This is a genomic window from Bacillus sp. 22475, assembly GCF_052044835.1.
GTDB classification, from domain to species: Bacteria; Bacillota; Bacilli; order Bacillales; family Bacillaceae_G; genus Bacillus_A; species Bacillus_A cereus.
Map to the genome: position 1 here is coordinate 175,870 of NZ_JBQENW010000005.1, position 12,013 is coordinate 187,882.

Below are 12,013 nucleotides of genomic sequence, written 5' to 3' on the forward strand. Positions count from 1 at the left end.
TTTTTTACCAAGGAAGATATTTTTTCCACCAACTTATTTTTTTCTTTTCCTCAGTTGTCTTTTCAAATTCCTCTTTATCATCAACATGATCCATACAATATTCAGTTGGTTCTGTACCTTTTGCGAAATACATTTTCACAGAAATAGGACAATTTTTTGTAGCAATTTTACCGTTCTCTGGGTTGATATTAACCGCTACGACGTCACCTGGTTGTTTAAATTCTTTTTTGGGCTGTCCATCTAAGCCTTTCTCCATCGTATCAGTCCATATTTTCTTCGCATATCCTTGTTCTGCTACGTTTGAAATAGATTTAGGTTGATCATATCCGACCCATACACCTGTTACGATTTGCGGAGTAAATCCGATCATCCAACTATCCGTTTCAGTAGAACCAGATTTTCCGGCATATGTTCTTGATAATTTTGATAACATCGATTGGCCAGTTACAGCAGCATAACTGCTTAGTTTCTTATTAAACATACCAGTCATCATTTCTTCCATTACAAACGCTTTGCTCTTGTCGAGAACTTGTTTACTCTCTAAATGAGCATCGTATAATATATTTCCTTCATGATCCATAATGCGGCGAATGAAAGTAGGTTTTACTTCTTTTCCACCGTTTGCGAACATGCTATAAGCGTTAACCATTTCAATTGGTTTTACGGGTGATGTGCCGAGAGCTAGAGAAGGCACATCTTTTAATGCACTTGTAATTCCAAATTGTTTTGCTGTTTTTGTGAGTGCGTCATCTCCTAAAAATAAATTCGTTTTTACAGCATATATGTTATCAGAGACTGCGAGAGCTTGTGCCATCGTTACAAAATCATCTGCATAATAATCTTTATAGTTTTTTGGTTTATACTTTGAAACGCCGTCACCTAAAGTAAATACAGTATATTCGCTTTTTAAGCGCGTAGCAGGCGTGAATCCTCGTTCTAATGCTGCATAATATAGAAATGGCTTAAATGTAGAACCAGGCTGACGAACGGCTTGTGTAGCCCTGTTAAATTGACTCGTAGTATAATCAGTTCCGCCAACAAGAGCAGCCACTTCACCTGTCGTTGGATTCATAGAGACGAGAGCAGTTTGTATGTTTGTTGTGTCAGGTATATGATCTTTTACAGCTTGCTCTGCTACAGCTTGTAGTTTAGGGTCTAGCGTTGTATAAATTCGCAAGCCACCTCGTTGTAAAGCTTGTTCGTCTAATCCAACATCACGAAGAAGCGAAGCTTGTACAGCATCTTGGAAATATGGTGCGACTTCTGCGACTTTTTTCGTATCTAATGAGGCAAAAGTTAGTGTCTCTTTCTTCGCTAAGGCTGCTTGTTGCTTCGTAATATATCCTTGTTCGACCATTTCATCTAATATGAGAGCTTGTCGTCCTTTAGCACGATCCTCTTTCAAAAAGGGAGAATAGACACTTGGCCCTTTCGGGATACCGGCGAGCATACTAGCTTCTGCTAATGTTAACTCTTTTGCCGTTTTATCGAAATATAGACGGGACGCAGCTTCGATGCCATAAGCGCCATGTCCGTAATAAATTGTATTTAAATATCCTTCTAAAATATGATTTTTATTATAGTTTACTTCAAGGCGGACAGTGTACATTGCCTCTAATAATTTCCGTTTCCACGTTTTATCATGATCTAAATACAGATTACGCGCGTATTGTTGTGTAATTGTACTAGCTCCTTGTACCTTTGCCATCGCTTTTAAATCAGCAACAATTGCACCTGCAATCCGTTTCACATCGAAGCCGTGATGTTTATAAAATCTTTGATCTTCAATAGAAAGGGTCGCTTCTTTTACATAAGGTGAAATTTCATTAAGAGAGACATTGTAACGTTTTTGAATTTCATTACTTTGTCCAATAACAGTATCATCGTTTGCGTAAAAGACGCTTGTTTGCGGGACCGCAACAGGAGGAGGTCCCATAATTTTTGCGACTATAATAATAACAAAAAAAGAAAAAACGAAGAAAAGGACGCAAGAAAACATTGCGGTGAAGAAAAGACGTTTATATTTTTTAAGTTTTGGATTCATAGTTTGATCCATCTTTTTTCAGCCCCTCATTAATACAAGCGTTATTGTATTAGTATTGAGGGTTTTCGTTTATTTTAAACAATGAAATTTCGAAAATAAAAAAGCCCCTTTCATTAAGAAAGGAGCTCGAAGGCACGTGTTGGCCAATCGGTAATGATGACATCTACACCATAATCAATCATAGTTTGTAAATCTTTGTATTCGTTAATTGTATATGGACGGAAAACATACCCTTGCTCTTGTGCTAACTGCACAAATTCTTTCGTTAATAGCTGGAAGTTTGGATGTAATCCACTTGCTTCTCTATGTTTTGCTTCGGCAATTGGATCAGCAAGTGGTGTATCATATAAAATTGCTCTTGGGATTTCAGGAGCAATTTCTGCTAATAATGAAACAGAGTTATGGTTAAATGATGAAAATACAATTTGATTAGAAAGATGATATTCGCGCACAAGTGCAACAGCTTTTTCCTCAATATTTGGGTAATGAATAACATCTGTCTTTAATTCAATATTTAGTTGTAAGTTCGTTGTGGAAAGCCAAATGAAAACCTCACGCAACGTTGGGATTTTTGCTTCATGGAAAGAAGGGTCTTTATAGCTACCAGCGTCCAATGATTGTAGTTCCTCTACCGTTTTTTCCGAAACAAGTCCAACGCCATTTGTTGTACGATCGACGGTTTCATCGTGAATTACGACAAGTTCACCATCTTTTGATAAGTGGACATCGAGTTCAATTCCGTGAGCGCCAATGCGTTCTGCTTCTTGGAAGGCAATCATCGTATTTTCGGGATGTGTACCTTTTACTCCGCGGTGAGCGAAAATAAGTGGTTTACTCATATGAAATTCTCCTTATTATCTCTTTTCTTTCATTATGAAACTGCTTTAGGGAAAATACAATTGAATATGACAAACATTTACAAAAGTCTAACAGTTGCAGAAAAGTTAACGTTAACGTAAAATGTAATAATCAAGTGAAGGGAGGAATAAACATGTATAAAATTGATGAAGTAACAAAGCAAGTCGGTTTAACAAAACGTACACTTCGTTATTATGAGGAAATTGGTTTAATTCATCCCCCAGAACGTAGTGAGGGAAATATTCGTCTGTATACGGATGAGGATATTGCCAGAATTAAAAGAATTGTAGAAGCGAAAGAAGTGCTAGGAATCACACTTCAAGAAATGCAGCATTTCTTATCACTAAAAGAAAGAATGGAGCAAAGAAGAAATAGCGAGAACCCTCGTGATCGTGAAGTGATTCAAGAAATTAAAGATATGCTTGAAAAACAAGTGCAAACGTTAGACGAAAAAATGGAGCAAATGCAACGTGTAAAGGCAGAACTTGAAGATAGTTTACATCGTGCAGTAACATTTTTAGAGAGCACAAAAGGAGAGTAATCAAAATGGAGAGCAAACAAAAACTAGGGAGATTGATTACAGTGGTGGCTACCTTCCTTGCCTTTTCGGGTATAGGAGTAGTCGACCCAATTTTGCCGATTATTGCAGAGAAAATTGGTGCAACGCATTGGCAAGTTGAAATGTTATTTACTGCTTATATTTTAACGATGGCAATCATGATGTTACCAGCTGGTATATTTGCATCAAGATTTGGTGATAAACGGATGATGACAATCGGTCTTGCGATTGTGACTGTATTTGCGTTTATATGTGGTATATCGCAAACGATTGCTCAATTATCTCTTTTCCGTGCTGGATGGGGATTAGGAAATGCGATGTTTTTTGCTACAGCAATGACGCTGTTAATAGCATTAAGTAAAGAAGTTCATGAAGCAGTAGGATTATACGAAGCAGCGATCGGCTTAGGTATGGCTGGGGGGCCGTTATTGGGTGGAATACTAGGTGGACATTCTTGGCGTTATCCGTTTTTCGCGACGAGTATTTTAATTTTCTTAGCATTTATTTTAGTATTCTTTTTTGTAAAAGAACCGGAGCGAAAAGTGAAGCGTAAGGCTGCTGGCGTAGGAGAATTACTTAACCTGGTGAAGTATAAACCATTCATGCAAGGTGCTATTTCAGGGATGCTATACTACTACGGATTTTTTGTCGTGTTAGCATATTCACCACTTATTATGCATTTATCAGCTATTCAATTAGGCTTTGTATTTTGTGGATGGGGATTAGCGTTAGCTTACGGTTCTGCAATTTTAGCACATAAGCTAGAAGGGAAATATGGACCAAAAACATTATTGAAGGGTAGTTTACTCGTATTTGCGATTTTCTTAATTGCACTATTCTTTGTGAAAATTATGTGGTTACAAATTACTCTTATCGTTTTATCAGGATTAGCATCTGGCTTAAACAATGCATTATATACAAGTTATGTAATGGATATTTCACCTTATGAAAGATCTGTTACGTCAGGTGTTTATAACTTTGTTCGTTGGTTAGGTGGTGCGATTGCTCCAATTTTATCAGGAGTTATCGGGCACACAGTTTCACCACAAAGTCCATTTTTAGTTGGGGGAATTGTTGTGTTAGTTGGTTGTATTATGATCCTAATTCCAATTCGTAAACCAGTAGAACTAGAGACAAAAACCCTTTCTTAAGAAAGGGTTTTCTTTATACATATATGTTAGAACCCTCTGACTAAAATATATTTTCGGTATTTTTGTACTTTTAACTATACATTTTGGATGTTTTGTTTTATTTTTGTTAGGGGACATTAATGATGTCCCTATTATAAATTTGCATTGAAAGGCGTGATTGTACGATGGAACTATGGTTCACTGAAAAACAAACAAAACATTTTGGGATTACGGCGCGTATTAACCGCACATTACATACGGAGCAAACAGAATTCCAAAAACTTGATATGGTCGAAACGGAAGAGTTCGGAAACATGCTTATTTTAGATGGCATGGTTATGACAACAGAAAAAGATGAGTTCGTTTATCATGAAATGGTAGCGCACGTACCTTTATTTACACATCCAAACCCTGAAAACGTATTAGTTGTTGGTGGCGGTGATGGTGGTGTTATTCGTGAAGTGTTAAAACACCCAAGTGTAAAGAAAGCAACTCTTGTTGAAATCGATGGAAAAGTAATTGAGTACTCTAAACAATACTTACCATCAATTGCAGGCGCATTAGATAATGAGCGTGTAGAAGTAAAAGTAGGAGACGGTTTCCTACATATCGCAGAAAGCGAAAATGAATACGATGTAATTATGGTAGATTCTACTGAGCCAGTAGGACCAGCAGTAAACCTATTTACAAAAGGCTTCTACGCTGGAATTTCAAAAGCGTTAAAAGAAGATGGTATTTTCGTTGCACAAACGGACAACCCTTGGTTCACACCAGAGTTAATTACGACTGTGTTTAAAGATGTAAAAGAAATTTTCCCAATTACTCGTTTATACACAGCTAATATTCCAACATACCCAAGTGGTCTTTGGACGTTCACAATCGGATCTAAAAAACATGATCCACTAGAAGTAAGTGAAGAGCGTTTCCACGAAATCGAAACGAAATACTACACAAAAGAATTACACAATGCAGCATTCGCATTACCGAAATTTGTTGGCGATTTAATTAAGTAAGAAAATCGAGCTTGAACAAATAAAGTGTGAGTAGCTCATTTAAGGTGTTTGTCCAGAAGACTTGAACATGCTAGCTACTTACACTTCTGTAGAGAAAATCGTCTTCTTGTTGTTAAAAAGAAGACCCTGGTAAATCGAGAAAGAGGAGCAATTCGCTCCAAATTTGAGAAATAGTGAAAGGTTGGGATACCTTAAGTTCCACATAAGGAGGAAAAGAATATGCGTTTTGATGAAGCTTATTCAGGTAAAGTATTTATTAAAAGTCATCCAAGTTTTGAAGAGTCAAAGGTAGTTATTTATGGGATGCCTATGGATTGGACAGTAAGTTACCGTCCAGGATCTCGTTTTGGCCCTGCACGTATTCGTGAAGTATCAATCGGTCTTGAAGAATATAGTCCGTATTTAGATCGTGAATTAGAAGAGGTAAAATATTTTGATGCGGGTGATATCCCATTACCATTCGGAAACGCACAACGCAGCTTAGACATGATTGAAGAGTATGTATCAAAACTTTTAGATGCCGATAAGTTTCCACTAGGTCTCGGCGGTGAGCACCTAGTGTCTTGGCCAATTTTTAAGGCAATGGCAAAAAAATATCCGGATTTAGCAATCATCCACATGGATGCTCATACTGATTTACGTGAATCGTATGAAGGGGAGCCTTTATCCCACTCTACACCAATTCGTAAAGTGTGTGATTTAATTGGTCCGGAAAACGTATATTCTTTCGGAATTCGTTCTGGAATGAAGGAAGAATTTGAATGGGCGAAAGAAGTAGGTATGAACTTATATAAATTTGACGTATTAGAACCGTTAAAAGAAGTATTACCGAAACTTGCTGGACGCCCAGTCTATGTCACAATCGACATTGATGTATTAGACCCAGCTCACGCTCCAGGAACAGGAACGTTAGAAGCTGGCGGTATCACATCTAAAGAATTATTAGATTCCATCGTAGCAATTGCAAATTCAAATATAAATGTAGTTGGAGCAGACTTAGTAGAAGTAGCCCCAGTCTACGACCATAGTGATCAAACACCAGTCGCAGCAAGCAAATTCGTGCGGGAAATGCTGCTCGGTTGGGTAAAATAAAAGCGGAAGCGGCTCGCTCAGAATGTGAGGGGGATGGAGCTTCAGACGTAGAGGCTCTTTTTGCCTCGAAGGAAGAAGCGAAGCCACCGATCATTCTAGCCGCTGCAGCTAGATAAAGTAAGAGCCCTCTATATGATTAGAGGGCTCTTACTTTGTCGTTATGTGTCAGTAAGTCGATATATTTAAAAAATCGCCGGTATAATTTCATTTACCGTTACGCAACACAAAAAAAAGCTATTCTCAAACGATGGGAATAGCTCTTATTCTTATGCAACCTTCTCTTCCGAAGTAACTCCACGAATTTCATCAGCAGAGCGGATCGGATATTTACGGAACACAATAGACCCGATGTATCCGACAATAGTGGTAACGATTCCGCATAGTACAGCAGCAATCGTTACTTTTATAACGTCATTAAATCCGAATAGGACAAGAAGACCTGGAATTGGTGATGCTGTTCCTGGTGCATTATTAACAAGCTGGAATAGCGATGTAATAATACCGGCAAGTGCACCGCCAACGAAGTTTGTTGCATAAATTGGAATTGGATTTGCTGAAACAACATCTGCTTGTGTTAAAGGCTCGATTGCTACAGCGATTGTGTCTTTCTTTGAGCAAATTTTTAGTCGCTTAAAGAAAATAAAGTTCATCGGGGCTGAGGCTGCTACGGCAAGACTACCAATTGCCATTGGTAAACCTGTTAATCCAAGCATTGCAGTTAGTGCCATAGAACTCAGTGGAGAGGTAGAAATAACTGTTATTAATCCACCAAGCATAATACCCATAATGATAGGACTTTCTGTAGTTGCAACTGATATCATAGAACCGATTTTACCAAGTGTTGCGTTAACGAGCGGATCCATAAGCATTGCCATTCCACGTGAGATTGGTGCAGCGATAAATAGGATTGCTAAAAATTCCACACCAGCCGGTAATTTCTTTTCGAGAAATTTCACGACGAAGGCACAAACGTATCCGGCGAAAAATCCTGGTAAAATACCGAATCCACTAGTAGCGATACCAATTAAAACAGCGTATACGGGGGAAACACCGATTGCTAATGCGACTAAAATCGCTGCTGCGACACCGCTCATACTACCAGAAGCTTCTCCTACTGATTGTAAAAAGTCATTATGAAACATTTCTCCACCTATATAACGGTGAAATGCTTCAATAAGAAAACTTGCGATTGCTGCATTAGCTAAAGCGCCCATCGCCTTCATTCCGTAAGGCGCACGGTAACTGAAAAGTGTAAATAGACAAAGTACAACAAGTAATAGTGCTAAACCTTGCAAGATAGCCATTTGAAAACTGTCTCCTTTGATTTTTGTAATAAAAATTCGTATCATTCAATAATAATATAAAAGTGTATGAAACGGAAAAATTTTTTCTTGGGAACTTGCTGTAAGAAAAAATTCCTTACAATAATGTAAGGAAAGTGTAAGACTTTTAGATAGAGTATAGTATGCTCTTTTCCGTATAATACAAGTATAGATATAATACTAGTGAGAAAGAAGTGCAAACAGGAGGCGCATGTATGAAATTGGTAATTAAAGTTTTAGCTGTATTCGCCATCATTTTAGGGGGAACAGCATATTATTTAAACACAAAAACAGAAGGTGTACATGCTTTTGTAGACAACTTCTTTTCAAATAAAGAAATAAAAGATTATTATGCGGTTGTAGATAAAGGTGAGAAAAAAGACGGTGAATATTTGTATACATTTAAAGGGTATACAGAGGACGGAAAGCAACAAATTATTAAAAGAATGGTAAATCGTGAATTGCATGCAGGTGCTTTTATAAAAATTTATGCAAAAGGTATGCAAGGAAAAGGATGGGCTGAAATAACGAAAGAGTCAATCCCGCAAAAAGCGTTGCAAAAAATAGAAAAACCATAAAAGGAGCGAATCGTTCGCTCCTTTTTTAGTGCGTTAAAATAGTGATAGATGTATTTTCTTTGTTAGAAATGATTTTGGCATGTCCACCAATTGGAAAAGTAAAAATTGGAGTTGTATGTCCAAAATTTGCATTTGCAATGATAGGAATATGTGCAAGTTCAGGTTTTGAAGAAATCATTTCTTGAATGTCCGCTATCGTACATTCTGCTTCTTTTTGCATTCTTCCTATTACAATACCTGTTATATGTTCAAAATCAGGTTGCTGCATAAGGGAATGTAGATAGCGATCAAAAGTTTTAAGCGTTGATTTTCCTGTTAAACTGTCTTCTTCAAGGAATAAAATTTTGCCCTTTAAGTTTGGCATATATGGTGTGCCTTGTAGTAAATTAAGTGTGCTCATATTGCCACCGATAATTTCTCCTGTCGCTTCCCCCTCTTGAATTGGAACATACCCTTCATTTTTAATAAATTCTCGATTTTTCTGATCCATATACCAAGAATCATCGCTCCACGTTTCCGCCGGAATGATTTCAATAGGCTCATTAGCGGTTAAGCATTGTAAAAAGTAATCGTTTGTATACTCGAGCCCTTTCTCCATTCCAAATGAAGAGAAGTGGGGACCCGAATATGTAACAAGCCCTGTTTTTGTGTAAATTGCATTATTTAAGGCAGTAATATCAGAATAACCACAGAAAAATTTCGGGTTTTTACGAATTAAATCATAATCGAGATGTTTCAATAAACCATTGGAGTTGTATCCGCCAAGTGTCGTCAAAATAGCTTTTACATTAGGATCTCCAAATGCTTCATGGAGGTCTTGAATGCGGGAAGAAATAGAAGAGGAAGCAAATTGATCTATCTCATCGGCATATTTTGAGAATGTAACTTGAAAGCCCATGTCAGTTAAACTTTTTATAGCAAGTTTTCTATTTTCATTTGAAACAATACTTAAACTACAGGATGGTGAAATCACGCGTATTTCATCACCCTTTTTTAACTTTGTTGGTATCAATGAATTCACCTCTATAATTAAAAGAATATTTAGATTTAAAAAATATTTTATCACATGAAATAAAGTAGAAGTGAATTATTTTTTGAAATGGAGTTTTCCTGATTTTTCAGCAGACAGACAGCGTCTTTTTTTGATATGATAGGAAAAGTGATTTATTATAAGTAGTATTTAATATCTATAACATTTGAAAGGTGTGCAAGACGTGAAGAAACAACTTGCAGGCTTGCCGGTACACGTTCATTTCGTAACAGAAATCCGTGAAGGGGCGAGGAAGGAAACCGTTGCTTTTGAAGCAAATGGTCAATACTATGTAAAAGGTCAAGGTACATATGTAACATTCCAGGAGCCGAACGAACAAGGCGAAGTGAAAACAATTATTAAAATTCAAGATGAACAAGTTCTCATTATGCGTTCAGGTGCTATTTCTATGCGTCAGACGCATGTGAAAGGTGAATGGACAACGGGTACGTATACGAGTGAACTTGGTACGTTTGCACTGCAAACGAAAACTGATAACGTTCTTTTTAAATGGTCGGATGAAAAGAAAAAAGGACAACTCTTCTTAACGTACGCATTGCTTCTAAGTGAACAAGAAGCTGGCAGATATACAATTACAATTAATTTGAAGGAGGCAAAATAATGAATTCCTTAGAACAGGTAAAAGGATTGATTAAAGAAGAAATTCAAGCTGCTGTATTAAAGGCAGAATTAGCGACAGAAGAACAGATTCCAAACGTTGTATTAGAATCTCCAAAAGATAAAACAAATGGTGACTTCTCTACAAATATGGCAATGCAACTTGCACGCGTTGCGAAAAAAGCACCTCGTATGATTGCAGAAGAACTAGTTGCAAACTTCGATAAAGCAAAAGCTTCTATTGAAAAAATCGAAATCGCTGGTCCTGGTTTTATTAACTTCTATATGGATAATAGCTACTTAACAGATTTAATCCCAACAATCGTAAACGCTGGTGAAGCTTACGGTGAAACGAACACTGGTAAAGGTGAAAAAGTACAAGTTGAGTTCGTATCTGCGAATCCAACAGGTGACCTTCACTTAGGACATGCACGTGGTGCGGCAGTAGGTGACACTTTATGTAACGTATTAGCAAAAGCAGGATACGATGTATCTCGTGAGTACTATATTAATGATGCTGGTAACCAAATTCATAACTTAGCTCTTTCTGTTGAAGCTCGTTACATGCAAGCATTAGGTTTAGAGAAAGAAATGCCAGAAGACGGTTACCATGGTGCGGATATCATTGGAATCGGTAAACGTTTAGCTGAAGAGTTTGGTGATCGTTACGCAAAAGCTGATGAAAAAGAAAGCTATGAATTCTACCGTGAATATGGTTTGAAATATGAGTTAGCAAAACTTCAAAAAGACTTAGAGAGCTTCCGTGTTAAATTTGATGTATGGTTCTCAGAAACATCATTATACAAAAACGGAAAAATTGATGCTGCACTTGCTGTATTAAAAGAGCGTGATGAAATCTTTGAAGAAGGCGGAGCAACTTGGTTCCGTTCAATGACTTACGGTGACGACAAAAACCGTGTATTAATTAAAAATGACGGTTCTTACACATACTTAACGCCAGATATCGCTTATCACCGTGATAAATTAGAGCGTGGTTTCGATAAGTTAATCAACATTTGGGGTGCTGACCACCACGGTTACATTCCTCGTATGAAAGCTGCTATTCAAGCGCTAGGTTACGATAAAGAAACACTTGAAGTAGAAATCATCCAAATGGTACAACTGTACCAAAATGGTGAAAAAATGAAAATGAGTAAGCGTACAGGTAAAGCAGTTACACTTCGTGAGCTTATGGAAGAAGTAGGCGTGGACGCAATGAGATACTTCTTCGCGATGCGTAGCGGTGATTCTCATTTAGACTTCGATATGGACTTAGCTGTATCAAAATCTAATGAAAACCCAGTATACTATGCACAATATGCTCATGCTCGTGTATGCAGTATCCTTCGTCAAGGTGAAGAGTTAGGATTAGCTGCAGATGGAGACGTGAATTACAAACTTGTTACTTCTGAGAAAGAAGTAGAGTTACTGAAAAAACTTGGTGAATTCCCAGCTGTAGTTGCGGATGCAGCACAAAAACGTCTGCCACACCGCATTACAAGCTATGCATTTGAATTAGCAGCAGCATTACACAGCTTCTACAATGCAGAAAAAGTATTGAACCAAGATAACTTAGAATTAAGTAAAGCTCGTTACGAGTTAATGAAAGCAGTACGTACTACGCTTCAAAATTCATTAGCAATCGTAGGAGTATCTGCACCAGAAAAAATGTAATTAAAAAAAGCGAAAGCGGCTCGTTTAGAATAGGAGGGGGATGGAGCTCCTGACAGAGAGGCGTACTTTGCCTCGGAGGAAGGCGCGAAGCCACC

General features: G+C 37.6%; 11 protein-coding genes. 7 read left to right on the plus strand and 4 right to left on the minus strand.

Annotation, left to right across the window (positions count from 1 at the left end; all coding sequences use genetic code 11):
- Positions 1-4 precede the first annotated feature (4 nt).
- Both ACTJJY_RS10990 and ACTJJY_RS10995 read right to left on the minus strand, forming a co-directional pair.
- The gene (locus ACTJJY_RS10990; protein ID WP_440605506.1) at positions 5-2,056 is read right to left on the minus strand and encodes a transglycosylase domain-containing protein; all 2,052 of its coding nucleotides are present in this window, start codon (positions 2,054-2,056) and stop codon (positions 5-7) included.
- Positions 2,057-2,157: 101 nt separating this feature from the next.
- Positions 2,158-2,883: a glycerophosphodiester phosphodiesterase gene (locus tag ACTJJY_RS10995; RefSeq protein ID WP_440605507.1), complete on the minus strand. Its 726-nt coding sequence runs from the start codon at positions 2,881-2,883 to the stop codon at positions 2,158-2,160.
- Positions 2,884-3,035: 152 nt separating this feature from the next.
- On the opposite strand from ACTJJY_RS10995, the gene ACTJJY_RS11000 reads away from it, so the two are divergent.
- From ACTJJY_RS11000 to speB, 4 genes are all read left to right on the plus strand, one after another.
- Positions 3,036-3,443 (plus strand): MerR family transcriptional regulator, encoded by a 408-nt coding sequence (locus ACTJJY_RS11000; protein WP_000276560.1) that lies wholly within the window; start codon positions 3,036-3,038, stop codon positions 3,441-3,443.
- 5 nt (positions 3,444-3,448) lie between these two features.
- Positions 3,449-4,612, plus strand: a complete 1,164-nt coding sequence (locus ACTJJY_RS11005; protein WP_440605508.1) for an MFS transporter — start codon at positions 3,449-3,451, stop codon at positions 4,610-4,612.
- Between the two features lie 164 nt (positions 4,613-4,776).
- Positions 4,777-5,604 (plus strand): polyamine aminopropyltransferase, encoded by an 828-nt coding sequence (speE, locus tag ACTJJY_RS11010; RefSeq protein WP_000424696.1) that lies wholly within the window; start codon positions 4,777-4,779, stop codon positions 5,602-5,604.
- Between the two features lie 219 nt (positions 5,605-5,823).
- The gene (gene speB, locus ACTJJY_RS11015; protein ID WP_001209831.1) at positions 5,824-6,696 is read left to right on the plus strand and encodes an agmatinase; all 873 of its coding nucleotides are present in this window, start codon (positions 5,824-5,826) and stop codon (positions 6,694-6,696) included.
- Positions 6,697-6,962: 266 nt separating this feature from the next.
- On the opposite strand, the gene ACTJJY_RS11020 is transcribed toward speB, so the two are convergent.
- Positions 6,963-8,000 (minus strand): PTS sugar transporter subunit IIC, encoded by a 1,038-nt coding sequence (locus ACTJJY_RS11020; protein WP_000996313.1) that lies wholly within the window; start codon positions 7,998-8,000, stop codon positions 6,963-6,965.
- Positions 8,001-8,233: 233 nt separating this feature from the next.
- On the opposite strand from ACTJJY_RS11020, the gene ACTJJY_RS11025 reads away from it, so the two are divergent.
- The gene (locus ACTJJY_RS11025; RefSeq protein ID WP_106823458.1) at positions 8,234-8,596 is read left to right on the plus strand and encodes a YxeA family protein; all 363 of its coding nucleotides are present in this window, start codon (positions 8,234-8,236) and stop codon (positions 8,594-8,596) included.
- A gap of 25 nt (positions 8,597-8,621) precedes the next feature.
- Here ACTJJY_RS11025 and ACTJJY_RS11030 read toward each other — a convergent pair whose 3' ends face one another.
- Positions 8,622-9,608 (minus strand): S66 family peptidase, encoded by a 987-nt coding sequence (locus tag ACTJJY_RS11030; RefSeq protein ID WP_440605509.1) that lies wholly within the window; start codon positions 9,606-9,608, stop codon positions 8,622-8,624.
- A 202-nt stretch (positions 9,609-9,810) separates the two neighbouring features.
- Here ACTJJY_RS11030 and ACTJJY_RS11035 point away from each other — a divergent pair, with 202 nt between their 5' ends.
- Together ACTJJY_RS11035 and argS are read left to right on the plus strand one after the other, a co-directional pair.
- The gene (locus ACTJJY_RS11035) at positions 9,811-10,248 is read left to right on the plus strand and encodes a DUF1934 domain-containing protein (protein ID WP_000744343.1); all 438 of its coding nucleotides are present in this window, start codon (positions 9,811-9,813) and stop codon (positions 10,246-10,248) included.
- The gene (argS, locus tag ACTJJY_RS11040) at positions 10,248-11,918 is read left to right on the plus strand and encodes an arginine--tRNA ligase (protein WP_440605510.1); all 1,671 of its coding nucleotides are present in this window, start codon (positions 10,248-10,250) and stop codon (positions 11,916-11,918) included. Before ACTJJY_RS11035 ends, argS begins: the two co-directional genes overlap by 1 nt.
- Positions 11,919-12,013 lie beyond the last annotated feature (95 nt).